24 protein-coding genes and 1 riboswitch are annotated in these 26,146 nt (G+C 49.7%); of the genes, 18 read left to right on the top strand and 6 right to left on the bottom strand.

Annotation, left to right across the window (positions count from 1 at the left end; translation table 11 throughout):
• The first annotated feature begins 92 nt into the window (after nt 1-92).
• On the top strand, nt 93-1,031 hold the full coding sequence (locus DW091_RS17850) for a sugar-binding domain-containing protein (RefSeq protein WP_096920214.1): 939 nt from the start codon (nt 93-95) through the stop codon (nt 1,029-1,031).
• On the opposite strand, the gene DW091_RS17855 is transcribed toward DW091_RS17850, so the two are convergent.
• Together DW091_RS17855 and DW091_RS17860 are read right to left on the bottom strand one after the other, a co-directional pair.
• Nucleotides 1,014-1,544 carry a hypothetical protein gene (locus tag DW091_RS17855; RefSeq protein ID WP_118518867.1) on the bottom strand — a complete coding sequence of 177 codons (531 nt, stop codon included), beginning with the start codon at nt 1,542-1,544 and terminating at the stop codon, nt 1,014-1,016. The two genes, DW091_RS17850 and DW091_RS17855, sit on opposite strands and share 18 nt — an antisense overlap.
• A gap of 24 nt (nt 1,545-1,568) precedes the next feature.
• Nucleotides 1,569-2,174: a DUF2284 domain-containing protein gene (locus DW091_RS17860; protein ID WP_187368484.1), complete on the bottom strand. Its 606-nt coding sequence runs from the start codon at nt 2,172-2,174 to the stop codon at nt 1,569-1,571.
• A 112-nt stretch (nt 2,175-2,286) separates the two neighbouring features.
• Nucleotides 2,287-2,461: riboswitch (cobalamin riboswitch) on the bottom strand.
• Between the two features lie 393 nt (nt 2,462-2,854).
• Between DW091_RS17860 and DW091_RS17865 the strand changes: the two genes are divergently transcribed.
• The 8 genes from DW091_RS17865 (at nt 2,855) to DW091_RS17900 (ending at nt 11,530) form a co-directional block, all read left to right on the top strand.
• Complete coding sequence (locus tag DW091_RS17865) at nt 2,855-4,243, top strand: peptidoglycan DD-metalloendopeptidase family protein (RefSeq protein ID WP_158577936.1); 1,389 nt, start codon at nt 2,855-2,857, stop codon at nt 4,241-4,243.
• 296 nt (nt 4,244-4,539) lie between these two features.
• Nucleotides 4,540-5,310: a DeoR/GlpR family DNA-binding transcription regulator gene (locus tag DW091_RS17870; protein ID WP_118518869.1), complete on the top strand. Its 771-nt coding sequence runs from the start codon at nt 4,540-4,542 to the stop codon at nt 5,308-5,310.
• Nucleotides 5,288-6,190, top strand: a complete 903-nt coding sequence (gene pfkB, locus DW091_RS17875) for a 1-phosphofructokinase (RefSeq protein WP_058693644.1) — start codon at nt 5,288-5,290, stop codon at nt 6,188-6,190. Before DW091_RS17870 ends, pfkB begins: the two co-directional genes overlap by 23 nt.
• Nucleotides 6,191-6,207: 17 nt before the next feature.
• Nucleotides 6,208-8,220 carry a fructose-specific PTS transporter subunit EIIC gene (locus DW091_RS17880; RefSeq protein ID WP_118518870.1) on the top strand — a complete coding sequence of 671 codons (2,013 nt, stop codon included), beginning with the start codon at nt 6,208-6,210 and terminating at the stop codon, nt 8,218-8,220.
• Nucleotides 8,221-8,357: 137 nt separating this feature from the next.
• The gene (locus DW091_RS17885; RefSeq protein ID WP_058693646.1) at nt 8,358-8,615 is read left to right on the top strand and encodes an HPr family phosphocarrier protein; all 258 of its coding nucleotides are present in this window, start codon (nt 8,358-8,360) and stop codon (nt 8,613-8,615) included.
• 239 nt (nt 8,616-8,854) lie between these two features.
• The gene (locus DW091_RS17890; RefSeq protein WP_118518871.1) at nt 8,855-9,472 is read left to right on the top strand and encodes an aminodeoxychorismate/anthranilate synthase component II; all 618 of its coding nucleotides are present in this window, start codon (nt 8,855-8,857) and stop codon (nt 9,470-9,472) included.
• Entirely contained in the window at nt 9,441-10,793 is a 1,353-nt protein-coding gene (gene pabB / locus DW091_RS17895) for an aminodeoxychorismate synthase component I (protein ID WP_118518872.1), read from the top strand. Before DW091_RS17890 ends, pabB begins: the two co-directional genes overlap by 32 nt.
• On the top strand, nt 10,790-11,530 hold the full coding sequence (locus DW091_RS17900; protein WP_118518873.1) for an aminotransferase class IV: 741 nt from the start codon (nt 10,790-10,792) through the stop codon (nt 11,528-11,530). The genes pabB and DW091_RS17900 overlap by 4 nt, the downstream gene beginning before the upstream one ends.
• A 32-nt stretch (nt 11,531-11,562) precedes the next feature.
• Here the strand turns inward: DW091_RS17900 and DW091_RS17905 are convergent, their stop codons facing one another.
• Nucleotides 11,563-12,672 carry an Mbeg1-like protein gene (locus DW091_RS17905; RefSeq protein ID WP_058693650.1) on the bottom strand — a complete coding sequence of 370 codons (1,110 nt, stop codon included), beginning with the start codon at nt 12,670-12,672 and terminating at the stop codon, nt 11,563-11,565.
• A 161-nt stretch (nt 12,673-12,833) separates the two neighbouring features.
• Here DW091_RS17905 and DW091_RS17910 point away from each other — a divergent pair, with 161 nt between their 5' ends.
• From DW091_RS17910 to DW091_RS17940, 7 genes are all read left to right on the top strand, one after another.
• Complete coding sequence (locus DW091_RS17910) at nt 12,834-13,328, top strand: hypothetical protein (RefSeq protein ID WP_058693651.1); 495 nt, start codon at nt 12,834-12,836, stop codon at nt 13,326-13,328.
• 171 nt (nt 13,329-13,499) lie between these two features.
• On the top strand, nt 13,500-14,516 hold the full coding sequence (locus DW091_RS17915) for a radical SAM protein (RefSeq protein WP_224168842.1): 1,017 nt from the start codon (nt 13,500-13,502) through the stop codon (nt 14,514-14,516).
• Nucleotides 14,517-14,533: 17 nt separating this feature from the next.
• Nucleotides 14,534-15,502: an ABC transporter substrate-binding protein gene (locus DW091_RS17920; protein ID WP_074618063.1), complete on the top strand. Its 969-nt coding sequence runs from the start codon at nt 14,534-14,536 to the stop codon at nt 15,500-15,502.
• An 8-nt stretch (nt 15,503-15,510) separates the two neighbouring features.
• On the top strand, nt 15,511-16,323 hold the full coding sequence (locus DW091_RS17925; RefSeq protein WP_118518874.1) for an ABC transporter permease: 813 nt from the start codon (nt 15,511-15,513) through the stop codon (nt 16,321-16,323).
• The gene (locus DW091_RS17930; protein WP_118518875.1) at nt 16,307-17,047 is read left to right on the top strand and encodes an ABC transporter ATP-binding protein; all 741 of its coding nucleotides are present in this window, start codon (nt 16,307-16,309) and stop codon (nt 17,045-17,047) included. The genes DW091_RS17925 and DW091_RS17930 overlap by 17 nt, the downstream gene beginning before the upstream one ends.
• Before the next feature lie 174 nt (nt 17,048-17,221).
• The gene (locus DW091_RS17935; RefSeq protein WP_118518876.1) at nt 17,222-17,680 is read left to right on the top strand and encodes a hypothetical protein; all 459 of its coding nucleotides are present in this window, start codon (nt 17,222-17,224) and stop codon (nt 17,678-17,680) included.
• Between the two features lie 171 nt (nt 17,681-17,851).
• Entirely contained in the window at nt 17,852-20,857 is a 3,006-nt protein-coding gene (locus DW091_RS17940) for a DUF3578 domain-containing protein (RefSeq protein WP_118518877.1), read from the top strand.
• A 484-nt stretch (nt 20,858-21,341) separates the two neighbouring features.
• On the opposite strand, the gene DW091_RS17945 is transcribed toward DW091_RS17940, so the two are convergent.
• Nucleotides 21,342-22,844: a GntR family transcriptional regulator gene (locus DW091_RS17945; protein ID WP_158577937.1), complete on the bottom strand. Its 1,503-nt coding sequence runs from the start codon at nt 22,842-22,844 to the stop codon at nt 21,342-21,344.
• A gap of 201 nt (nt 22,845-23,045) precedes the next feature.
• Between DW091_RS17945 and DW091_RS17950 the strand changes: the two genes are divergently transcribed.
• Together DW091_RS17950 and DW091_RS17955 are read left to right on the top strand one after the other, a co-directional pair.
• Complete coding sequence (locus tag DW091_RS17950; RefSeq protein ID WP_118518879.1) at nt 23,046-23,570, top strand: hypothetical protein; 525 nt, start codon at nt 23,046-23,048, stop codon at nt 23,568-23,570.
• 227 nt (nt 23,571-23,797) lie between these two features.
• A complete protein-coding gene (locus tag DW091_RS17955; protein ID WP_058693659.1) occupies nt 23,798-24,148 on the top strand; it encodes a hypothetical protein in 351 nt (116 codons plus the stop codon).
• A gap of 36 nt (nt 24,149-24,184) precedes the next feature.
• Here DW091_RS17955 and DW091_RS17960 read toward each other — a convergent pair whose 3' ends face one another.
• Entirely contained in the window at nt 24,185-24,604 is a 420-nt protein-coding gene (locus tag DW091_RS17960; RefSeq protein ID WP_096920200.1) for a ribonuclease III domain-containing protein, read from the bottom strand.
• Nucleotides 24,589-25,986: a cysteine--tRNA ligase gene (gene cysS, locus DW091_RS17965; RefSeq protein WP_096920199.1), complete on the bottom strand. Its 1,398-nt coding sequence runs from the start codon at nt 25,984-25,986 to the stop codon at nt 24,589-24,591. Before cysS ends, DW091_RS17960 begins: the two co-directional genes overlap by 16 nt.
• Nucleotides 25,987-26,146: the final 160 nt, after the last annotated feature.

Genomic DNA, 26,146 nt, shown 5'->3' on the forward strand with positions numbered 1-26,146 from the left:
GCATTTTGAATCTTAAAGATAGTGGATTGACATTTGTCAAAAAATAGAGTATATTTAGAAAAAAGCTGTTGACATTTGTAAAGGAGATCATCATGAAAGAAAAGGAGCTGATCCGTCTTATTAGCGCGGCGCAGATGTATTATGAAGAGAACATGACTCAGGCAGAGATTGCAAAGTCGATGGGTATCTCGCGGCCTTCGGTCAGCAATCTGCTGAACAAAGCCCGCAAAGAAGGTATTGTTAAAATTGAGATCAAATCTTTTGACAGCACCAGCATTGGAAAAAGCCGGGAACTGTGTAACCGGTTTGGCTTAAAGAGCTGTCAGGTGGTCAGCTGCACAGAGGATAAGAACGAAACCCAGGAGCGTCTTTATGAAGCCGCTGTGGATTTTCTTTTGGAAATCCTGCCTAAAACCCGAATCCTTGGCCTTGGCTGGGGTTATAATATCAGCCGTGTCATTGATATTTTAGCGGGCAGGGAGCTTGCTGGGCAGTACAGCGGGAAAGTCTGTCCGCTGATCGGGACGGCCACAGTGCCGCACAAGGGCTACCATCCCAATGAGCTGGCTACGGATTTTGCCCGAAAAACGGGATTTGAGGCGGATTTTTTGATCTCGCCGGCCTTTCCTACGACCAAGCAGGAACGGGATTTATTTGTGACGACAGATAATTATAACAGTATTCTGGCCCTGTGGAAAAAGACAGACACCGCACTGGTGACCCTTGGCGGCTACCCCTGTGTGCCGGACCACGCCACTGCCCTGCGCTTTGGGCGGCGGCTGATCACGGAGCGGGCGACCTCCAATATTCTGTCTTACTTTTTTAACTGGAAGGGACAGCAGATAAAAGGTGAGGATGATTTTGCCATACAGATTCCGCTGGGGCCGCTTTCTAAAATTAAGAATTTTATTGGCATTGTGCCTGTGGAGGCTAATGTAGGATCGGCCATCGGCTGCCTGAACACCGGGTTCGCGCGCCACCTTATCATTGATGAGGTGACGGCTGAGAAGATTTTAAAAACGGACGTATAGCAGATCGCTGCCAAAACGCTCCTCGGCGTGGTCGGGGCTGTGTCTCAGTATAAAAGAAGTCAGCTCCCGGCCGCCGATTCGGCGGGTGTCCCGGATGCCGTCATAGGCGGCAGTGAGCGCCTGGAGCTCTTCGGTATACTGGGGAAGGGGCTGGCAGGGCTGCTCGGTTTTAATGGACAGGGAGATAACGCCCGCGTTAAAAAGGTTGATGGTGAAGTCTACGCTTTTTTCTCCGGCGGAAAAGGCGCTTTCCAGCAGCAGCTCTGTCATCCTGCAGATGTCCCGTTCTCTCACAAAGGAGGACATGGGGTAGAAAACCACAGGGTTAAAGTCAATCCCTTTTTCCTGGGCGATGGCCTGAAAAAGGGAGAGGACGCCGTCCAGGGCGCAGTAGGCTGTGGCGGCCTTTTTTTTGAGGACGCTGTATTTTTCTTTGAGCGCATGAAGATCGGAAACAGCGACGGCCGGGGGCAGGGGCTCGGCCGTGGAGATGGGCGAAATAGTCAGGTTCATGGCGGTTCTCCTTTCTGAATCGGGCTAAAACAGCACAAAGCTGAAATAGGTAACGGTTTCGGGGCCATTATTATAGGAAAGGCCGGTTTTGCTGGCCAGATCCATGACCACGATGCCATAGCCTTCCACGGATGGAAAAATCTGGTCTGGGTAACGGCAGGGGGCGTCGGGGTAGGTGCACTGGTCGCAGAGGATACAGCCCTCTGTGGAGAGCACCAGAGCGCCAGGATAATGGGCTCTGAAAAGACGGGCAGACTTGGCCGTAGCGGCCTCGTGAAATATGCGGGCCCGGTTCCAGCCTCTAAAGTCATACTGGCCTTTTAAATCGGTAACGGTTGAGAGCAGACAGACGTTTTCGTAGGAGCGGCATTTGGCGACACAGCTGTTGTAGCTGCCTACCGCGGGCGGGCAGGCCCAGGTAGCGCCGTAATGGCCGCATTGGTTTCCCTCGCATAAAAGCCTTGTGCCCATGGAAAACAGCAGGTCGCTGGTTTTGGCAAAGGCATATTCATGAATGCCGAACAGTCTGCGTTTATCTTCAAGCTGCCGCTTAATGGTCATCAGGCTTTTAATAACGGTGTCACCTTTAAACTCTTTGGCAGGCTCTGCCTGTTTTTTTATTTCAATCAATGGAAAGACCTCACCTTCATTTAGTACAATAAAAAAGCCTTCTCCGGCTAGAGAAGGCAAAAAATACGAAATTGATTAAGGAACGTATCTCTTAAATAACTCTAAATCGGAGCGTTTTAAGAAAACATTATGCCGGTCTTCTGGCTCTACAATGGCATTCCCCTTCCCTTCCCATCCGGCGGACAGTGGCACATAAGGGGACATATTGCATTACAGCTGCGATTACAGCAAAGGATTTTCACCTTTTTCCCATTTACATAATGTTTACAATATTAAGTTGTCTTTATCATATCCCTTTGATTTTCTTTTGTCAAGGTTTATTGGGCCCTGACAGGGGGTTTTTCGTAAATTTATTTTTTTACAACAAGATTTTCCCCTTTGTTTTAATCTTAAATGTAAAGAAAAAAATACTGAAAAGCCGGTAAAGGGGCGAGAACCGCCTTAATTAAACCAAAAACACGTATATTTTAATGAATTTTTCATAAAATATTAAGTAATTTCGGTTAAGGTATTGGCAAGGGCCAAAGGATATGTTAAAATATATCTAAATTGTAAATAACTTTACAATTTGGTCAAAATTATATATAGGAGGGTGGTGATTAGGCATTAGCAACGAAAGCCATCGCTCAAGTGGCAAGCTCCAAATGTTTTTTAAGAAGCTTGCGCATTACGCCAAGCACTTGAGCAAAAGAGAAAAAGTCGTATTCACAGGTTTCTGTGTAGCGCTTCTTCTCGGATTCTTTTCTTCAACCTGTCTTGGTTACAAGGTAATGGTTGACGGAGAGGTTTTAGGCTATACAAAGGATGCGGCTGTGTTTACACAGAGTCTGGATCAGGTAGAGCAGGATATGCGATCGAAAACGTCGATCGAAACAGCATATGTCTACAATGATATACAGATTAAAAAGAGCATCACATTTAATAAACCAATGTTGTCAGAGGAAGAATTTACTGATGCATTGAACGCGCAGAACCTTTGGGTCGGCGTTCATGGTGTAGAATTAAAGGTTGACGGACAGGAAGTTGGAAACCTGGCTTCATCTGATCAGGTACAGGCCGGTATTGCAGGTGCAATTAATAAGATCGGTAACGTACAGGGTACAGATAAGCTGGTAAAATGCGACATCCAGAGCGACGTTGTAGAAACGCCTAAGAATTTTCCGCTCGAGGACTTAAACAGTCCGGACGAGTGCGCTAATCTTTTAGCAACAGGTAATACTAATCCGAGTAAGAGTGAAGAGAGTACGAACGCTCCAATCCAGGTAGCAAGCCGTGGTGGAGCCGATGTGGCAAGAGACCAAAGCAATGAGCCAGCCCAAGAGGAAGCTTTAGCAGCTGAAGGTACCGTTGAAAATAATAGTAATGAGAATGTAGAAAACCAGAATAATGAGACTGAGACAAGCTCCAGTATCTTAAAAATTAATCTGACTAAAACATCAACTAAAAAAGAAGACATACCTTTCCAGACCGTTGAGCAGGAAGATCCAAATGTATATGTTGATCAAACTGTAGTTACACAGCAAGGTGTGAACGGACAACTTGATAAGGAAGTCGAAACCGTCTATGAAGACGGTAAGGTTGTGAGTGAAACAACCTTATCCGAAACAGTTGCGAAAGAGCCGGTGGCTCAGATTGTTTCAAAGGGAACGAAGCAGTACCCGACCATGTCTTCAAAGAAAGGCAACTTTATTTTACCGGCAACCGGTAATATTTCCGCTTTAGACAAGCCAGGAAGCCACGCAGGCTGCTTTGCAGTAGACATTGCGAACTCAATGGGTACGCCGATCTACGCACCGCAGAGTGGTACAGTCATCCGGGCAAGTGAATTTGGCGGTTACGGATTATGCGTTGACATTATGATGGACGATGGAAAAACTGTCCTGAGAATGGGTCATAACTCCGAATTTAAGGTAAGCGTTGGTGACCGGGTCGAAAAGGGCCAAGTCGTAGCGTTAATGGGCAGCACTGGTAACTCAACCGGACCGCACTCCCATTTTGAAATCCGCATTAACGACGTTCAGCAATTTTTACCAGACTATTTTGACATCAAGGACGGCGATAACGTCTGATGTCATGATCGAAAAAATTAGTATATGCATATCACTGATAAAAAAGAACCAAATCGCGTGTTTGGTTCTTTTTTTATTTTTTGTAAAGAACCGGGGCGGTGGTCCGGCCGCCAGTGTTTCGTGTTTGTTGACTTTTATACCCGGGCATGATAGGCTTAAACAGTCAAATTCAGTCATTTACAATCAGTATTAAGGCAGGAAATAGGAAATGTTTGATTATTTTTGAAGTTTTTTGAATGAAAATGCTTGACAATGACTGAAAATGGTGATATTATACAGTTGCGGAGGACAGAGAGATGTTAACAGAGGAAAGATTTAGCATTATATTAAAAACCGTGGAGAACAAAAAAGCAGTGACCGTGCAGGAGCTGACGGAGCTGCTCGGAAGCTCGGAATCAACGGTGCGGCGGGATCTTACCGCCCTGCACGAAATGGGTCTGGTTCATAAGGTTCATGGAGGTGCGACAGCCGTTGACAACAGCTATACAACAAATGAAGACGATGTGGCTTATAAACACGGGCAGTACAGTGAGGAAAAAAAGCGCATTGGACAGTACGCGGCTTCGCTCATTCATAAAGGCGACTTTGTCTTTATTGACGCGGGGACAACTACCGAGGCGCTCATTGACTATATCAGCGAAAAGGAAGCGACATATGTGACCGACGGCCTTGGACACGCAAATAAACTCCTTAAAAAGGGGTATAAAGTTTTTATCCCGGGCGGACACCTCCGGGTCTCTACCGAAGCCATGGTGGGCGAGGAAACTGTGGAAGCCCTTAGGAAATATAATTTTACCCTTGGCTTTTTCGGCACCAATGGCATCAGTCCAACGGCAGGATACACCACGCCAGACGTGCACGAGGCCATGGTTAAAAAGGAAGCCTTTGATAATTGCCGGGACGCTTACATTCTGAGCGACCCTTCAAAATTTAATAAAATTTCTTCCGTTACCTTTGGCGACATCGGCAGCGCGAGGATCATCACCACGGATTTACAGGATCATAAATACCTGAAATTCACAGAGATAATGGAGGTAGACAAAAATGATCTACACAGTGACCTTTAATCCATCCCTGGACTACATTGTAAAGGTCGATGATTTTAAAACCGGCCAGGTAAACCGTACCGCCTCGGAGCGGCTGTTCCCTGGCGGTAAGGGCATCAATGTTTCCATTGTGCTTAAAAACCTCGGCTTTGACAACGTGGCCCTGGGCTTTATCGCTGGTTTTACCGGCAGAGAAATCGAGACGCGTGTCCGGGACTTTGGATGCAGCTCTGATTTTATCGAAATCGAAAACGGGCTGTCCCGCATCAATGTCAAGCTTAAATCCCAGGAGGAGAGCGAGATCAACGGCCGCGGGCCTCAGATTTCTGAGGAAGCGCTGGAAAAGCTTTTCGCCCAGCTGGACAGGCTAAAAAAGGGCGATGTGCTGGCGTTGGCGGGCAGTATTCCGAGCTCCATGCCGTCAGACACCTATGAGCGTATCATGGCGCGGCTTGAGAATCGGGGCATTGATATTGTGGTAGATGCCACAAAGGAGCTGCTTAAAAAGGTTTTAAAATACCATCCGTTTTTGATCAAGCCCAACAATCACGAGCTTGGCGATATGTTTGGGCTTACCCTTAAAGACGATGATGAGATTATCTTATACGGTAAAAAACTTCAGGAAATGGGCGCGCGCAACGTGCTGGTTTCCATGGCAGGCGATGGCGCCATCTTCCTGAACGAGGATGGCAGTGTGCATAAAAGTGCGGCGCCCACGGGTAAGGTTAAAAACTCTGTGGGTGCGGGCGACTCCATGGTGGCGGGCTTTCTGGCAGGCTATCTGGAATCCGGCGACCTGGCGGCTGCCTTTAAAATGGGCGTGGCTGCCGGCAGTGCCAGTGCTTTCTCGGAAGAGCTGGCAACCAGACAAGAGGTCTCTGACCTTTTAAATAAAATCTAATTCCAGGGGGAAAAGAAATGCGAATTACAGATTTACTGAAAAAAGAAGGCATTGACCTTCAGGGAAAATCTGCATCCAAGAGCGAGACCATTGATAATCTGGTTGAGCTCATGGACGCGACCGGAAACCTTAATGACAAGGAAGGCTACAAGAAAGCCGTTGTTGCCAGAGAGGAACAGGGAACGACCGGAATCGGCGAAGGGATCGCCATCCCGCATGGCAAAACAAGCGCTGTGAAGGAAGCTGGACTGGCTGTTATGGTGAGCAAGGAAGGCACCGACTATGAATCCATGGACGGGCAGCCTGCCCATCTGCTCTTTGCCATTGCTGTGCCGGATAATTCTGACGATACACATCTTGAGCTGTTAAGCCGCTTATCCATGATGCTCATGGATGAGGATTTTAGACAAAAGCTTATAAACGCGACGGACAAGGATGAATTTTTGAAGCTTATCGACCAGAAAGAAACAGAAAAATTTGGCGAGGAAGACGCCAAAAAGGAAAAAGAAAACGCAGCGGAAAGGGCTGTGGAAAAGGTAGAAGCCGAGGAGGCCAGAGTGCGTGAAGCAGCGGCTGAGGTGGATACTGGATACCCGAAGGTGCTGGCTGTAACTGCCTGCCCAACCGGGATTGCCCATACATATATGGCCGCTGAAGCCTTAGAGGGCAAAGCCAAGGACATGGGGGTCAGTATCAAGGTTGAAACAGACGGCTCCGGCGGCGTTAAGAATGAACTGACCCGTGCCGAAATTGCCAATGCCGACGCCATTATCGTGGCTGCGGATAAAAATGTGCCCATGGCCCGTTTTGATGGCAAGCCGGTTATTCAGACCAAGGTAGCCGATGGTATCCATAAGCCTGAAGAGCTGATCAGCCATGCACTGGAGGGCAAGGCGCCCATTTATCATGCTGACAGCAAGGAAGAAAACACTGCTGACAGCGGCGAAAAGCAGAGTATTGGCCGCAAGATCTACAAGGATCTCATGAATGGCGTTTCCCATATGCTGCCCTTTGTTATCGGCGGCGGTATCCTGATCGCGCTGGCCTTCCTTTTTGACGATTACGCCATCGATCCAGCCAACTTTGGGATGAATACTCCCTTTGCGGCATTCTTAAAGACCATCGGCGGCGCTGCTTTCGGCTTTATGCTTCCGATTTTGGCTGGCTATATTGCCATGAGTATCGCGGACCGTCCAGGTCTGGCGGTTGGTTTTGTGGGCGGTTATATTGCCAGCCAGGGGTATATCCTGGGGATGGTAGACGGCACCATGACCATTACCACCGGCGGGACCTCTGGTTTTCTCGGCGCGCTGGTTGCTGGTTTTCTGGCTGGCTATCTGGTGCTGGGACTGCGTAAGTTATTTGATAAACTGCCCGATGCCCTGGAAGGTATCAAGCCGACGCTTTTGTATCCTTTCTTCGGCCTTTTGATCATGGGCGCGCTGATGGTATTCATCATCAATCCGCCAGTCGCAGCTCTGAATACGGCTATGACCAACGGCTTAAACAGCATGGGTGAAAGCTCCAAGGTAATTCTCGGGGTGATTCTGGGCGGCATGATGGCCATTGATATGGGCGGCCCATTCAACAAAGCAGCCTATGTATTTGGTACGGCAGCCATCAGCTCCGGCCAGTATGACATCATGGCAGCGGTTATGATCGGCGGTATGGTGCCACCCATCGCTATTGCCCTGTGCGCCACTTTCTTTAAAAACCGCTTTACCCAGAAGGAACGCCAGTCGGCGCTGACGAACTACATTATGGGCCTGTGCTTTATCACAGAAGGGGCGATCCCCTTTGCAGCGGCTGACCCCATCCGCGTTATTCCATCCTGCGTTGTGGGCTCTGCGGTGGCCGGCGGCCTCTCAATGCTCTTTGGCTGCACCCTGATGGCGCCCCACGGCGGCGTGTTTGTTTTCCCGGTGGTGGGCAACCCGCTGTTCTATGTTGTGTCACTGCTCATTGGCTCTGTTGTAGGCATGATTCTGCTGGCGATTTTGAAAAAACCCTTAAAAAAAGAAGCAGCATAAGCATTTAATAGCAATATTTATGCCAGATTAATATAAAGTTAAAAATTTTTAGAAAATAAACAAGATTTGCTATGCAAGTTTGGGTAAAAATGTTAATATAATACTAGAAATTTTTATAGTCCAAAGGAGAACTTAAAATGAAAGAATTTAATTACAAAATTACGGACCCAGCAGGTATTCATGCAAGACCAGCAGGCTTACTCGTTAAAAAAACCCAGCCATATGCATCAGAAATCAGCCTGGTTAAGGATGGTAAAACCGGTAATGGCAAGAGCATGTTAAGCGTTATGGGCTTAGGTGCTAAAAACGGCGAAACCATCACTGTACAGGCAGACGGTCCTGATGAAGATACCGCTATTGTTGAATTAGAAGCATTCTTCAAAGAAAACCTCTAAATCGCTCCCTCTATTAAATTAAAATATATTTGGAAAGCGGCGCCGCTTTAATCATCACGGCGCCGTTTCCCTTTTTTGAAAAATATCCTTGAGTTTTGAGTGAAAATCAGTTAAGATAAAAACAATCAACCAAATAGGGTGTGCCTTTTCAATGAAAAGAAGACTGCCAAAAACAGACGCGCTGAGGGCGTGCCTGTTTTTGGCTTTTTTTGTGCACCAGATTTACAGGAGGACTACAAATGTATATCATGATTGACAATTACGATTCCTTTGTTTATAATCTCGACGCTTATTTTAAAGAACTGGGACAGGAGGTCGAGGTCATCCGCAATGACGCGGCAGATCTGAGCGCACTGCTTAAGCGCAGAGACATTCGGGGAATCATCATTTCTCCGGGGCCTAAAAACCCGCAGGACTGCGGTGAATCGGCTGAGATTGTCCGTGCCTTTGCGGGCAGGGTGCCGATCCTGGGGGTCTGCCTTGGGCACCAGATCATCGGCCATGTTTTTGGCGCGGATGTAAAAAAAGGGGAAAGACCCATGCACGGCAAGATTACGCCAGTATTTCATAAGGGCAGGAACCTGTTCAGGGGGCTCAGGCAGGAGATGCCTGTCACCCGTTACCACTCGCTGGTGGTAGCGGAAAACAGCCTGCCGGAGGTGTTGCTCATCGACGCCCGGTCTGAGGATGGTGTGGTCATGGCGCTTTCCCACAGGGATTACCCGGTTTACGGCGTTCAATTCCATCCAGAGGCAGTGCTGACCGAGTCGGGTCATGCGGTTTTAAACAATTTTATTCGATTATGCGAGGAGTGGTGGTGTCAGGATGAAAACACAGATTGTCGAATGGCCTCTTAAATACGGCGCAGCTGAGCTTTTTGAGCTTTACCACAGCCGCCCTGGCGCTGTTTTACTGGATTCTTCCCTGGTCAATGAAATGGGGCGGTACTCCATCATTGGCCTGAACCCTTATAAAACACTGGAGGTAAAGGATGGCGCCCTGTATGTGGACGGCAGCCCGGCTGAGGGCAGTCTGGAGGAAACCCTGGGTGCGTATATGGCAGCGCATTACGAAAAGAACGATACAGGGCTGCCCATGATCTCGGGCGCCATCGGCTATTTTACCTATGATTACGGCCGGAGCTTTGAGCAGATCAAGACCCGCCACAGCCGGTCTCAGGCGGTTCCAGACTGTATTTTGAACTTTTATGACAACCTCATCATTGAGGACCGGCATGAAAAAAGGCTGTACCTGACGGCCAGTGGTATGCTGGCAGAGCCTGGAGCAGTTCTGGATGCCTTAAAAGCCGAAATCAGCGCTTTTACCCCCAGTCAAGAAGCTGGGGAATGGGAAGAATACCCTGTGAAAATCACCTCGGATTTTGAAAAGGAGGCCTATAAAAAGGCTATTGACCGGATGATTGATTATATTGTGGAGGGGGATATCTACATCGCAAATATGACCAGGCGTATTATGGCTTACAGCGGGAAGCCGCCCTACGCTATGTTTAAGAGCCTGCGTGAGAACAATCCTTCGCCTTTTGGCGGCTATTTTAACTATGGGGATTTTCAAGTCATCAGTGCTTCTCCAGAGCGGTTTCTGCGCATGAAAGACGGTTTGGTGGAAACACGGCCCATCAAGGGCACACGCCGCCGGGGCGTGACGCCAGAGGAGGACGCTGCCTTGAAGAAGGAGCTTCAGGAATCCGGCAAGGATAAGAGCGAGCTGCTCATGATCGTTGATTTGGAGCGCAACGATCTTAACCGGGTCTGTGAACCGGGCAGCGTGAAGGTTACCAGCCTGTTCGACGTGGAAACCTATGCCACAGTTTTTCACCTGGTTTCCAATATTGTTGGAAAGCTGCGGGACGGTCTGACAGCCCCTGACCTGCTCCGTGCCGCTTTCCCAGGCGGGTCAATTACCGGGGCGCCCAAAATACGGGCAATGGAAATCATCGACGAACTGGAGCAGAGCCGCAGAGGGCTGTATACAGGTTCCATGGGCTATCTGGGCTTGGACGGGAGCTGTGATCTGAACATTGTGATCCGTACTGCGGTTTACCAAAACGGCTGCTACACCCTGGGTGTGGGCGGTGGCATTACCTGTGAATCGGATTTGGAATTTGAATATGAGGAAACGGAGCAGAAGGCCAGGGCACTTCTGGAGGCCATGAAATGAGCGGACAGGAAATGCTTTTAGACGATGGCTTCTGTTTTGGACTGGGGGCTTTTGAAACCATCGCGGTCATGTATGGCCGAGCTGTGTTTTTAGAGGCGCATCTGAAACGCCTGAAAAAAGCTCTGGATTTCTTTGGACTCCAAAACCCTGTGACACCGGAGTGGGTGGCTGAAATTTTGAAAAAGCACCCCATGAAGAACGGTGTGCTCAAGGTCATGGTATCCCAGAAAAACTGTCTGTGGTCCTGCCGGGAAAATCCCTATACTCTGGCAGACTACGAGCGTGGCTTTGTGCTGAGAACCAGTCCGGTGCGGCGCAATGAAACCTCCCCCCTGACCCGTTACAAGACGCTTTGCTATGGAGAAAATATTCTGGAAAAAAGAAGAGCCGCCGCCCAGGGCTTTGATGAACCCGTGTTTTTAAACACCAGGGGGAAGCTGACAGAGGGAGCGGTGACGAATCTTTTCTTTGTTAGGGAAGGACGCCTGATCACGCCGCCGCTGTCCTGCGGTCTGCTGCCAGGAACCGTCCGTGATTACCTGATCAGCCGCTACGACGTGGAGGAGAGAGTGATTCTGCCCGAGGAGGCCCGCGATTTTGATGAGGCCTTTGTCACCAACGCTTTAATGGGGATGATGCCCGTTTGTCAGCTCGACGACATTGCCTTTGGCGAAAAAAGTGTCTGGGAGGCAGTCTGGCGAGATTATCAGGAGCTTTTGCGGCAAGCGTCCGAATGACGTGAAGCTGTATAAAGGGAAAGCCTCAGATCTCAGTCTGAGGCTTTTTTGTGCGGCAGCAGGGTATGGAAGGATTCCTTGGCAGCGTCCAAAAGCTTGGAGATGGCTTCGGTCATCATCTTTTTTGTTTCAGGGTCGGTATTTTCAAGGGTTTTTTTGACAGCGCGGGCATTTTTCAGGGAGAAGTGTGCCAGATCACTGACGGTTTGAGCCTGTGTTACAGAGAGAATATCATAGAAGGTGTCGATAAACTGCTCGCGCTCCTCAGGAGACATACCATCGACCCAGGCCTTGACTGTCTGGTCCATGAAGCGGCAGCCAGCGGTCACAGATTCCAGACAGACGAAATCGGGCCCCAGAATTTCCCAGGAGTAGGGGTCGTGCTGGGCGATACCGATTTGCTTGCTGTGAACCACAGTGTAGTCCTCTGCGTGCTCAAGGAGCATGCCGACAATGGAGGTCTGGGGTACAAAAGTACGGATACGGTCATTAATGGCAAGGTATGAGGGGCTTTCCAGCACCTCCGCGGGAAAGCCGGGGCCATCGTTGCTGTAGATCACCTCAATACGGTTGAGATACGCCCCGCAATGAATACCGGCGTATACTGCCAGATTGCCGCCCTTTGAGTGGCCGCCTATGCGCAGACGGACGGCGCCCAGGCTCCCGGCAGCACGCCTCAGATACTCGGCGGCCTCGGTCTGGGAGGGGACACAGGTCTTAAAGCTCATGTTAAAGTCTTCTTTCCAGCCAACCAGGGTGTTATCTGTGCCACGGTAAGCAATAAAGGCCAGCCCGTCACCGGTCAGAACCGTAAGCCCGCAAAACTGTTTTTCCAGGATGGGGTCCAGCTGGTCATCGTAAAGGCAGAGCCCCATGTCTGAAAAACGGCGGCTCTGGGCCAGCGCCTTCAAAAGGCGTCTGTCTTCGTCCACCCGCAGGCGCAGCTGCTGCTCTGCCTCTGGCAGTGCTGAAAAGCGTCCAAAAGCTTCGGCAATGCTGACGGCTTCTGTGCTGTTTGGAACAATACCCTCGAACCGGATATAGGAAACGCAGCTGAGAATCAGGTTGTCTACCGCGTTAAAGGGAGACTGGTCCAGGGTAAGATCTCCCCGCCAGTCAAGATAATCTAAAATATTGGACATGGTAAAGTCCTCCTGTTTATGTAAGCCTTGTCATTAGAATAGCTCAAAAGGCAGGAAAAGACAAGTGGTTATTTTGTCAAAAGTGATTCAAAGTCTCCTTTTATTAGCATAAAAAATATGCTAAAATGGTTGTAAACATTTACGATGAGAGGAGAAGAAAAATGAAAAAGCAAATGAAACTGCTGGGGGTTCTGTTGATTGTTTTTTGCCTGACGCTGTCCATTACCGGCTGCGGCGACGACGGCACCCAGGCTTACGCCGAGGAGTTTACCAATCTGGCGACTGAAATTTCCCAGGAGAACACAGACTGGCAGAAGCTTTTAAGCGGAGCAGACTATGAAAGCCAGGACTGGATCAACAGTGTGCAGTCAAAGCTTTCTGAAATGGAAACCAGCTGGACCAAGCTGGGAGCCTTAAAAGCCCCGAAAAAAATGGAGGACATTCAATCCAGCTTTAAGGGAGCGTCGGATAAAATGCTGTCCGCCATTGCCCTTTATAAGGAATGTTTTAATGCGCCCATTGATCCCAATAGTATCGATGAAGCAGCTATGAACGCCCTTGTTGACAAGGCGGGCGAAGCTGACGGCATGGCCATGGAAGCCTCAAGCCTGATGCTGGAGGGTTCTCAGAAGGCCACAGACATGATTAAAAAATAAATTGCTAAAGAAAAATCCCGGACCGTCTGGTTCCGGGATTTTTTGTTTGGAGATGGACAGCGGCTTAAAAATCATCTGGACAAACGCCTTAAAACACGCTATACTACATTTTGACATCTATATGACAAAGTCTAATAGAAGAATGACAAGATATGTGTGAAAGGAAATGAAATGAAGGAAAAAGAAGAGCTGTTTGCTTTTATTGAAAAGGCTGAGAGAAATGTGCTTGATGGAAAGGCCTTGGAACGTGCAGAGCTGGTTCGTCTGCTCAGCATTGATCCGGATTCGGAGGCCTGTGAGCGTCTGGGACAGGCGGCCCGGCGGGTGGCGTCGCATGTGACAGGCGACAGAGCCTATCTCTGGGGCGCAATGGGCGTTGACTATAAGGCCTGCCCCATGAATTGTGATTTTTGTTCGCTGGGTGAAGCCTGGGGGATTGTGGAGGCAGACCGCGAGCGGGATTTTTCAGAAGAGGAGATCATCGAAAGCGTCCGGGACTATGCAGAAAACAAGGTGCGCTGGATCGTGCTGAGAACCACAGAATTTTACAGTCTGGATGTATTGTCAGAGCTTATTGGAAAAATCCGCGGGGCTGTGCCGGGCAGCTATGAGATTGGACTGAACGTCGGTGAGTTTGATCTGGAAAAGGCCAATGCCCTTCACCGCGCCGGTGTGGACTTTATATACCATTCTCTGAGACTGGGGGAAGGCAGGGATACCCGGTTTAACCCTGTGGAGCGCCTGAAAACCCTGGGCGCCGTCAAGGATTCACCGCTTAAGCTGGTTTTTCTGGTCGAACCCATCGGTGTTGAGCACAGCAACGAGGAAATTGCGGATATCTGCCTGTGCGCCATTGAGCACAAGGCCATTGTGACCGGCGGTATGGCCCGCGTACCGGTACCGGGAACCCCCCTGGGCGTGCATCCGCAGATAAGCGAAAACCGGCTGGCTCAGATTGTGGCCGTCACGCGTCTGGCTGGCGGCAGCCGAGTGCCGGACATCTGCGTGCATCCGGCGACACCAAAGGCTCTGCGCTTCGGCGCCAACGTGGCTGTGGTGGAAACCGGTTCTATTCCACGGGACAGCTGCTGTCTGCCAAAAGAAAAATGGAATCAGTTCGATGCTCAGACAGCAGAGAAATGGTTTGAACAGGCTGGCTACACCTTGTGTGCCGGACTGGAAATGTAATAAAAAGGGAGGAAAAAATGAAATTAAAAAAATGTATGGCAATGGCGCTTGCTGTGGTAATGGCAGCAGGCCTGTTTGCGGGCTGCAGCAGCTCTAAAGAGGATCAGGGGGAAAAGCGTGAGAAGGTAACTGTGGGAACCTGGAAAACAGCCCAGACCATCACCCCTTATTTTTACGATGAATTTATGCCAGAAAGTGTCGAGGTTCTGCCGTTCACCAATCCTGGAGACCAGAAAACCGCGCTGTTGGCCGGCAGTCTGGATATGTGCGGTACCACACTGGTCACTGCCATTACAGCTGCCTCCAAGGGTGAGCCGGTCAAGATCGTCACCAGCCTGTGCAACAAATGCTCGGCTCTGGTGGTGGGCAGCGATTCTGGTATTCAGAGTGAGGCAGACCTGAAGGGCAAGCGCATTGCCTATGTGCCGGGCACCATGCACCATGCCCTGCTGCTGGAGGTGCTTAAACGCAATGGCATTAACCCGGACACCGATGTGGAGCTTAAGCGCATCGACTTTTTCGATATGGGACAGGCCTTGGTAAACGGGGATATTGATGCTTTTTTAAGCGGCGAGCCATACCCGTCTCAGGCTGTTCAGGAGGGGTATGGGCGTATTCTGAGCTATCCCTACTTTGACGACAGCATTGGCACCATCAATGCGGCGATGATCGTTACCGAGGATACCATTAAAAATAAACCGGAAAGGGTTCAGGATTTGGTTAACGCCCATGTGGACGCGACCAGGATGCTGAACGAGAACAAGGAGAAATGGCTGGATAAATCGGCAGAATTTGGTACGGACAAGGCTCTGCTTGAAATCTCGGCAGACAATATTGAGCTCTGCTCAGACATTGACGATACCTTTATCCAGAATACCAGAAACCTGGCGGACCGCATGAAGGAGCTGGGCATGATCGACAATGTGCCGGATATCGACGCCATGTTTGACCTCAGCTTTTTGGAACAGGCCGCTAAACGGCGTTAGGCAAACCGATGGAAAGGTTACGAAGCATCATAAAGCGGGTGGATCTGGTGGGATGGATCTTCCCGGCGGTGGTGGTACTGGTCTGGCTCTGGCTGTCTGTCTCTGGACAGATACCAGCCTATAAGCTGCCGTCTCCTGTTGCGCTGCTTCGGGTGCTGGCAGACTTTGCCTCCGGCAGTCTTGGCGTTACCCCTTATTCCGGCGCGCTGTGGGAAAACCTGAGGGTCAGTCTGCTCCGGGTGTTGGCCGGATTTTTTATGGCTGGAAGCCTAGGGATGCTTATGGGATTTCTGACTGGCCGCATAACGGTGCTGAGACGTCTTTTTGACCCGGTGATCCATCTGCTCAAGGCGGTGCCCGGCATCGGCTGGCTGCCCATTGCCATTGTCTGGTTTGGGGTGGGTGAGGGAAACACCCTTTTTCTCATGTCGCTGGCAGCTTTTTTTCCCATCTATGTCAATACCGCTGCCGGGGCGGCGGGTATTCCAGAAACGTATATCCAGGCTGGACAGATGCTGGGGGCGCAGGGCTTCAGACTTTTCCGATCTGTCATTTTTCCCGCGGCTTTCCCCCAGACTGCGGTAGGGCTCCGTCTGGGGCTGGGCGTTGCCTGGGCCTACCTGGTGCTGGGCGAGGTCACCGGGGTTACAAAGGGACTGGGCGCTATCATGAGTGACGCCCGGATGCTTGGCCATGTGGATATGGTTCTGGCGGCGATGATCGTCATTGCTGTGGCAGCTAAGGTGACGGATTTTCTGTTAGTGGTTATATGCAGAAGGATCTACCCGAGGGGAGGCATGAAAAATGAGTCTGGAATTTAAAAATATATCTCATGGCTATGGCGGCCTGGAGGTTTTAAAGGATGTGAGCTTCAGGGCAGAGCCGGGGAGAATCACCGTACTGCTGGGACCCAGCGGCTGCGGAAAGTCAACGCTTTTAAAGCTGGCAGCCGGCTTTGAAAAGCCCGTGGCAGGATCGGTCTGCTTTAATGAAAGCCCTGTGACAGGCCCAGGCGCAGAGCGGGGCATGATGTTTCAGACACCTGTTCTGTTCGACTGGCTTACCGCAGCGGGCAACGTGGCCTTTGGCCTGAGGCAGGCAGGTGTGCGGGGAAAGGAGCAGCTGGATCGGGTGAACCGTTTTATGGCGCTCACAGGCCTGGCGGATTTTGGCGATTACTATCCAGACGCTCTGTCCGGCGGTATGCAGCAGCGCACAGCGTTGGCGCGGCTGCTGGTTATGGAGCCCCAATGCCTGCTTATGGATGAGCCCTTTGCTGCGCTGGACGCTCAGCTGCGGCCAAAGATGCAGGAACTGGTTTTATCGGTCTGGCGCGATCTGCACCCCACGGTACTCTTTGTCACCCATGATGTCGAGGAGGCTCTGGTGCTGGGCCACCGGATACTGGTTTTCAGCAAAAGGCCAGGCCGTATTGTCAGGGAGATAGAGAGAAATTTTGACAAAGAGGACCCTCTGGAGCAGCTTATGGACCCAGATTTTGGAAAAGAAAAAAAGAATATTCTGGAAATCCTCCGAGACCTTTAGGGAGGAGCAGAAACCAGTGAGAGAGCGTAGTGCGCACAGCATACGGCGCTCTCTTTTTTCTTAAGCCAAAAGTAAAATTTGGGATATCCTTTGCAAAGGCCTAAAGCTGTGCTAAAATCAATTAAACCATTGATTTTAGGACGAGAGGCGTTTATGGCTGAAGGGAGAGATTAAATGAAAAAAAGCAGGTTAATTTTGAAGGGGGCAGGCATACTGTTTGCTGCAGTCGCATTTTTTTATGCGGCCGCTTGGACCGGAATCCAGCTGTTTGGCGATGACGACCACTATTTGAATCCTGAGAAAGCCAGGATCGTGTCCCCCTTGGGCGCATCAAGCGAGTGGGCCTACCGGATTCCCAATACAGGAGATTACGCTGTGGGGTTGAACGCTGAGGGAAAGCCTGTTTTTGAAGACACCCATCGTGCGATCGGAGCCTTTAAGAGAGACCATCGCCTTTATTTTATCAAGATAGGACTGCACCTGGGTCCGGTTTTTTTCGGTTCAAAAAATTGGAAGCGGTTCCAGCAGGAATTCTGGACTGCAGCGCCAAAAGTCTGGGGAGAAATGGATGAAGACCGTGAGCTTTATGACTTTTTGAGTGTTTACAGCAACAGCTTTGATGATTTTATTTAGGATTTGTTTTTCTTAGGTGTATCTGTAAACGTAAGAGGACAGTGGGCCTGAATCCGTGGGATTTTATCTTTAAAGGTAAAAATATTGAATATCCCTTTGTCCATAGAAATGTTACAATAGTATCTGTAAATAAAAATCAAACGATAACCAAATCAACGAGGTGATTCATAGATGATCGAGCAAAATTTCGGACCTAACGACGCGTGGAAAATGCTGAATGATTATACGGTAACCTTTATTACTGACCAGTTTGTATTCAGAGATGGCGGCATGACGATTCCGGCGGAGCTGAACAAATTTTTCGGCGCAGAAAGCGGGGAGACACGGGTGGTTTTCCTGTTTGAGGGACGGGAGTTTCCCTCCTATATTGAGTGCGGCTACGGCGAGAGCAGCGCGAGCAATATTAAGCTGACCTGGAGCAAGGCCCTGAGCAGCAAATTTATTGGTCTGTTCCCGGATTATGAAAATTTCTTTGAAAATATGACCGAGTACCAGCTGGATGAGCGGCCGATTCTCCAGTTCGAAAAGCTTGAGGCTGACGCGTTTCTGGTTAAGATGATCCTGCCCACCGATGAGGCGCTGACTAAAAAGCAGGAGCTTTTTGATTACCTGGGACCTGGCAAAACCGTGGTCTCCTTTAAAAGCTCCTACGAGATGGTTTTTTTGAAAAATTATCTGGAGCAGGCAGACAACCGCGGTAAGGCCGATGTGTTTATGGTGTCCGCAGGGGTCAAAAAGTTTTATGAGGCCAGAGAGGCACAGGGTAAACCCCAGGATAAAAACGCAGATAAGACCATCGAAAATGTAAAAGAAGCAGGGCTGGACGATGTGCTGGCCTTTTTGATGGACGGCCCCTATGCCCTGATGGCGGAAAAGGGTTTCCTGGTCATGGAAACCATTGACGAGCATTTCTACTTTGCTCTGGAGGTTTCCATGCTGGATGAGCTGAGCACAGATGACAAGCGCCTGATCATCGAGCTGCTGGACCAGAAAATTGAGCATTACTTTGAGCGTATGGACGGCCCCGGACTTCAGGAAAATCTGACCAGTCTCATCGACGAGTACGGTCATTATTTTACCAGAGATTTCCGCTATTCCTTTAAAGATATCCTGACCGACGGCATTCCCGGCTGCATTGAGGCCCTGAAATTTGTGGACGGCGACCGCTATAAGGTCACCGGGTTTGCAGGGGTAGAGGAATGGACCGAGACCCCCTGGGTGGCAGTGCTTGACCGCAATATCACCAGAGTGCCGAATACCGGCGTCTTTGTGCAGTATCTGCTCAACAAGGATACCCAGAAGCTGTATCTGACGCTGTTCCACGGTTTTAAGGAAATTGAGGAAGAAGCGCTGAAAACCGGCCAGGAGGATGTGAAGCCTGTTGTGGCCGCTGCTCTGCGCCCACTGGCAGCGGAAATTCAGAGAAGGGTAGACCCCAGAGGCTTCGACATTGGCAGCAAGGATGTGGATCTGTACGACGACCGCTTTCGTGAAGGCGTGGTCTTTTACAGGGAATATGACCGCATGGTGCCGGGCGACGCACAGCTGGAGCAGGACCTTCAGGAAATGCTGGAAGTCTACAACGATTATTACGAACGCTGTATTTTGAACCTCTACCCCGAGGAGGAAGAACCAGAGGAACTTGAAACCCCTGAAATGCCCGAAGCGGAAAGCGTTGAGGACCAGGAGCCTGCCGTTCAACCTGCCTCTGAAGCGGAACCAGAGGTTCAGGAAATGGCGGTGGCCGAGACCATTACGCCTGAGGATAGCAGCGAGCCTGAAATCATTGAATGGGAGCCGGTGGATGAAACCGCAGAGCCTGTAGACGAAACCCAGCCGGAGGCTGTGGCGCCTGCGCCTGAGCCTGTTCAGCCTGAGCCTGCCGCTTCAGCGGAGCCGGAAAGGCCTGAAGCTCCCAATGAAGCCCCCAAAAAGGCAGTCCGCAGTATCAGCGAGGCGGCTTACCTGGAAACCAAGCGTGTCATGGAGGAATCCTCAGCTGAGACCGAGGAGGTTAACGCAGTGGAACGTATCCTGGAGCGGGTCGAAAACCTGGTGGAAGAGCCGGTGGATATCCCCGGTACTCTGCGTCAGGTGGGCGCTTATATCACCGCTCACGGCTTTACCTGCACGCCGGGTATTGTGGAAAACCTCTATCTCTGCCTGAAAGCCAAGCCCTTTGTGATTCTGACTGGCATTGCGGGGATTGGAAAGTCGAGTCTGGCCCGTCTGTTTGCCGAGGCCATGGGAGCCAACACAGAAAACGGCCGCTATAAGCAGGTGCCAGTCCGCCCAGACTGGAAGGACTCCAGAGGTCTGCTCGGCTATCTGGATTCTTCCGGGCGTTTTGTGCCTGGCGCGCTCAATGACTTCATAAGAGAAGCGGTGGATAATCCCAGAAAGCCTTACTTCCTCTGTCTGGATGAGATGAATCTGGCCCGGGTCGAATACTATTTCAGTGAGATTTTATCGGTCATGGAAACCCGGCGGGACCGGGAAGGCCGTACCGTGACCGACCCCCTGCTGGGAGACGAGGCCTTTGGCCGTGACGAGCTGGCAAGAGAACGCTACGGCGAGCTTTACCTGCCGGAAAACCTCTATATCATCGGCACTGTCAGCAGCGAGGAAACTGCCTTTGCGCTGAGCCGCAAGGTGCTGGACCGGGCGAGCCTCATCGAGATCGGACAGGTGAGCCTGCATCTGCAAAACCCGCCGCGCACCATGCCGGAGCCTATTCATCTGGGCAACAAATTTTTAAAAAGTGATGTTTTGGTTTTGGCCAATTGCACACGTCAGCGCGATATGATCCAGGAGGTTGTCACGCTGCTTGAGGCCATGAACGGTATTCTTATGAAGGCCAACGCCCAGATCGGCTACCGGGTACGTGACGAAATCTGTTTCTACCTGCTCTACAATGCTGAGTATGGCCTTATGAGCCAGGAGGATGGGCTGGACCATGCCATTCTGCAGAAGATTCTGCCGCGTATTCAGGGCGGCGGCTCTGCTGTGGAGTCTGTCCTTACCGACCTGTTCAAGATCTGTGCGGGTACCCGTTCTGGCAACGCAGTGAGGAACTATGCGGGCAACCGCGGAGGCCTGTTCCCCAAAAGTGCGGAAAAGCTGAGCGCCATGGTCAAACGCTTTGACCAGGAGGGAAAAACTTCTTTCTGGAGCTAAGTATACACATATTCACAGCTATCCACTGGTGTTGTGAATAAACTGTGGATAGTGTGGACAGATACAAGATATTGAGATTTTAACACGAATCTTTTTAGAATTTAACAAAATATAGAAAGTAGCATTTGAGGAAATACAGAGATGCAAAAATTTACCTGTGGATAATGCTGAAGTGACATTATTAAAACATAAATTAAGCTTGCGCTGTTCTCAACTTTGGATTATAATAAGGCGATGATAAAGCATCCGACAGATGTATATCCAAAGCAGATGATTTCTTTTTATTGGAAAGTAAGGAGGGATTGTGACGGCCAGGCACTGCTGTGAACCTACCTTTCTCCACCTATCATGTTGTTAGATTTTCGAAAGCGAATGGCTCTTGTAGGAAGCAGCACTCCCCAAATGGTGCTCTGGCCCGCGGTCCCGACCTTACCGTTGATAAAAATTAAAACGCAGGGAAAACTGATGGTTTTCCCTGCGTTTTTTAGTGCGAATTAAAATGAATGCGGGAGTCCGCCAGCTCTAAAATTGCCGGAGCCGGCACTTGAATGTTTTCGACGTCGGACAGGCCAGCGGCCAGGAGCTTCTGGCGTTCACGGATAAAAATATTCAAGCTGTTTTCTTCCAGCTGGCGTGCGAAGCCCTCGCGGTCGCCGGACAGCAGCAGGCCGATCAGAAGATCAAGCTCCTCACCCTTAACAGCCATATCGGAATCGCCAAAGTAACTCAGCGGAATCCCCCAGGACATGATATGGATCAGGGGGCTGAAAATCGCCCGGATTTCTGAGTTTTTATGGGAATAGAACACCGTTTTTAATATTTGCCCGTGGGTAAAGAGGTATTGCCCGCTCTGTTTTTCCTGCTCATAAAGACGGGTGATCTCATCGATTCTTTCCTGGGTGATCTCGTCAAAGCTTTCCCGGGCGATCGTGCGGACGCTGATGGTAATCAGCTGAAGACCCATGAGGTAGAAAAGCAGGCTCTTTCGAGTTCCGGGGTTGGACAGATCCAGACCCTCCAGAGGCTTGCGATACAGGCTTATCTGTGTGCCGCGTCCGTTGATGGTTTCAGTCAGGCCGACACTGTTCAGGAGTGTGATGGTTCTGCGGATGCTGATCATGGAAACACCGTATTTTTCGGCAAGAACAGCTGGGGTCGGCAGAAATTCTTCGTTTTTATAGTTGCCCTTTCTAACTTCGGCAATTATACGAACCGCCACGTTATAGTATACCTGTGGTCTGCCGACCTGTATGCGCCATACAAAGGGAATCTGCTCAGGATTTTCGCCAAACTGGTCGGTTACCTCCCTGTTCAGCCGGCCAATCTGTTCAGATATGAACGCGCAGATTTTAGTGATGACCCGGCACATGCCTGCGTCGTCCCCGCTGGCCTTGAAATGTGACAGCTGGTTGAAATCGCTCAGAAGGGCAGCGAAGATGCTCAGGTCATAGGGAAGTCCAATGGCGCTCATGTTCTTCTGGGAAAGGTAGGTAAACATGGAGACATTCAGATGCATGCTTTCCAGCAGAGGATTTCCGAGACTGGAGAGAACAAAACGCAGAGGGTTAAAGAAGGGCAGGCTGTCCTCAAGACGGGTCTGCAGAAGCAAATCCATCAGCTTTTCAGAGTCCTTTGGCTTCATAAAATAAAAAGCATGGAGAAGGGTCTTGGAGAAAAGTTCGGGCAGAAAGGCACGAAGCTCCTCCAGGGCGTCATGCCGGGCGGTGAAGTGCTCAATGTAACGCTTGCGGCATTCCTCCTCGCTGTAGGAAACGGTGACGATGGCCGGCCTTCCCCGTGTCAGGCGGACATAGCCGTCATGCTTGAGATTAACGAGGGCCTGGCGCGCCGTGTTGATGGAAATATTAAACTGCCCACTTATTTTTTCAATGGTTGGAAAGGAGTCCCCTTCCCGGTAAAAACCAAAGCGGATTTTATCGGCGTAATGTTCATAGACAATTTGATAGAGCTCTTGTGTATCTTTCAAGGTATTCATCCTTTATCTTTAGTGTATAATACATATTTTACCATTTATAGCCGCAAAATGCTATGAATTGAGTAGTGAAATGCAATATTATTATGATCAAGGTGTAGGAGGGAAAAACTTCACCAAACGGTCACAAAGCTGTCAGAAAGCCATCAGATTGTTTTGGTATCCTGTTAATTATCAATTTACAAAGGAGCTAACATGAAAACAGAAGTTAAAAAGAAGAATAAAGCCAGCCTGGCCCTTTACATTGTCGCTGTGCTTTTTGGGATTTATGCAATTTTTTCCCTGATCAATACGGCCCTCTATATTTCAAATTTGATCAGCACCCAGTACATTACAGTATCTGAGAGCCTGACGGATATCATTGTTTATTTTGTTACTAACTGCGGGCCGTATATTTTCTATGCAGCTGCCCTGGGTGGTATGGGATATCTGGTGGAAATGACAGCGGGCCCCCGAAAGGCAAAAGCAGGTGTGGATGATACCCAGACTGATGAGAACGCAGCGGAGGCAATCCCGGAGGCTGCCCTTAATACAGTGATGGAAACCACTGTGACAGAAACCATTGTAGATGAAGCTGCACCGGAAGATGACAGCTCTGAAAGTATCAATGTGCCGGCAGCTGTTGAAGAAGCTGAAGCCAAGCCGGAAACAGGCGCCGACGAAAAAGAGAACAGCGATAAAGATACACCAGAGCCTTCAGTCATGAAGAATACCATTTAAGACCTGTAAAAACAGAATATCAGACCTGTCCATAAGCCAACCGTCTGCCATCATAGCAGGCGGTTTTTGTGTTGCTCTCCAAAAAATAATCATAAAATATGGTAACTTGCAATTAAAAATAAAATTTACAGGAAAAAATGAAAAAAAATAGAAGAAATGATAGATTTCATCTATCTAATTAATTATTTTTATGATAAAATATACAAAATACATGGGAGGTAACAGTGATGGATGGGATTACTAATCAAAAAGAATACGTCGAGAAAAACGCACGTATTGTTGAAGAAAAAATAGCCTCTGTTGAAACGCTGATCCAGGCTGGCGAAGACAAAATGGTCGTACGGGCTGCTTTTAAGGAGCTAAAGCAATTTGTGCGCACAGAGTATGATACTTTTCATAAAAAGAAGTATTTCGGGACCTACATCTTTGACTGCTATCACCCACTGGTTGAAGGCATTCATACGTCTGCCCTGGGAGAAACGCGTGTCAACGCTACAGTGGAAAACATTCGGGAAGCCGTTCAGGAGGCCCATGAGGTATTGGAAAACTGGCGCGCAAACGTCAACGACAAACAGTAGAAAAGCCCTGCTTTAATCAATAAGCAGGGCTTTATTTTATTCGGACAGCAGATCAATGCCGCGTACCATCAGCTCCTCGAGCCGCTCTTTCTGGCCGGTCAGCTCCAGATAGCCGACAAGGGCCTCGAGACCGGTGGCGTAACGGTAGTCGATGGTTCTGGCATGCTTGGGCACTTGGGAGCGGGTATTGCGGCCGCGCCTTACAATGGACTGTTCCTCATCTGTCAGGGAGTCCATGAGGGCCAGAACCATTTTTGATTGTCCGTCGGCCTTAACATATTTTATGGATTCCTTTGTCAGGTGGTTGACATTGGAGAGGCCGCCAGATACCAGAAAACGACGGATATATTCGGAATAAACGCCGTCGCCGATATAGGCAAGGGTCAGCGGATTGAGGGCTCTTGCCTCAGAGACGGTGTATTTTTTGAGCAGACGTTGTTTTACGCTTTCTTCCATTTGACTCCTTCGCGCGTGTCCTCAAGAATAATGCCTTTGGCCAGCAGCGCGTCGCGGATTTCATCGGCCAAGGCAAAGTTTTTGTTTTTACGGGCTTCCTGACGCTGAGCGATGAGGGCTTCAACCTCGGATTCCAGGTTTGTTTCCTTTTCCTTGGCGGCCAGCCCGATGACGCCGGTCAGTTCCTCAAAAAGGTTCAGTGCGGCTTTTACCGCTTCCCGGGAGGAGGACTCGCTCAGGTGGGAGTTGGCGTCGCGCACCAGCTCAAAGATAGCGGCAATGGCGTCGGCAGTGTTCAGGTCGTCGTCCATGGCGTCGATGAAGCCCTTTTTGTATTGGGCCAGGCTGTCCATCCATGTTTTTTCTTCTTCTGCGGCAGCTTCTGTCTTGTTATTTTCAAGCAGATATTCCATCTGATACTTGGCATTGTAAAGCCGTTCCAGCGCATTCTGGGCCTGTCCCAGCAGCTCGTCGGAAAAATTGACAGGGCTTCTGTAGTGGGCCATGAGCATGAACATGCGGACGACCTCCAGATCATAGTGCTTGGCGATGTCACGCACGGTAAAAAAATTACCCTTGGACTTGGACATTTTTTCATTGTTGATGTTGATATAGCCGTTGTGAACCCAGTAGTTGGCAAACTTACAGCCGCAGGAACCCTCGGACTGGGCGATCTCGTTCTCGTGGTGGGGGAAGATCAGGTCCTGGCCGCCGCCGTGAATGTCAATGCTTTCACCCAGATGCTTGCGGGACATTGCCGAGCATTCGATGTGCCAGCCCGGGCGTCCCTGTCCCCAGGGGCTTTCCCAGTAGGGCTCTCCGTCCTTTTTCTTTTTCCACAGGGCAAAGTCCAAAGGACTGCGTTTTTCATCGTTCACGTCGATACGCGCGCCAGATTTCAGGTCGTCAATGGATTGTTTGGAGAGTTTTCCATAGTCGTGAAAATGATCGACCTGATAGTAGACATTACCGTCTACATTGTAGGCCAGTCCGCGCTCCTCAAGCGCTTTAATCATTTCGATGATCTCTGGCATATGATCGCTGACCCGGGGGTGTACGTCTGCCCGGCGGATGCCCAGAGCGTCGGCATCCTTAAAGTATTCTGCAATGTACTTGTCAGCGACCTCGGCGGCGGTAATGCCTTCCTCGATGCTGCGGTTGATGATCTTGTCGTCCACATCGGTAAAGTTCTGGACAAACTTGACATCGTAGCCGATATATTCTAAAAAACGTCTGAGCACATCAAAAACGATGAAGGGACGGGCATTGCCGATATGAAAATAATTATAAACAGTCGGCCCGCAGGAGTACATCCGTACCTTGCCTTCTTCAATGGGAACAAACTCTTCCTTTTTTTGGGTAAGGGTATTATATAATTTCATGGCTTTCTCCTTCTTAATTTTTGCGATTGTGTTTATTATAGCATAGGCAAAGCGGTTTTCCTATAAAGGAAATAAAAATCTGTTTACGTTCTCATGGAAAAGTCTTGTATACAGCCGTGAGGGGAATGGTATAATGGTTTAAAAGGTTTGTAAATTTAGA

This window comes from Eubacterium sp. AM05-23 (genome assembly GCF_003477535.1).
GTDB lineage: Bacteria > Bacillota > Clostridia > Eubacteriales > Eubacteriaceae > Eubacterium > Eubacterium maltosivorans.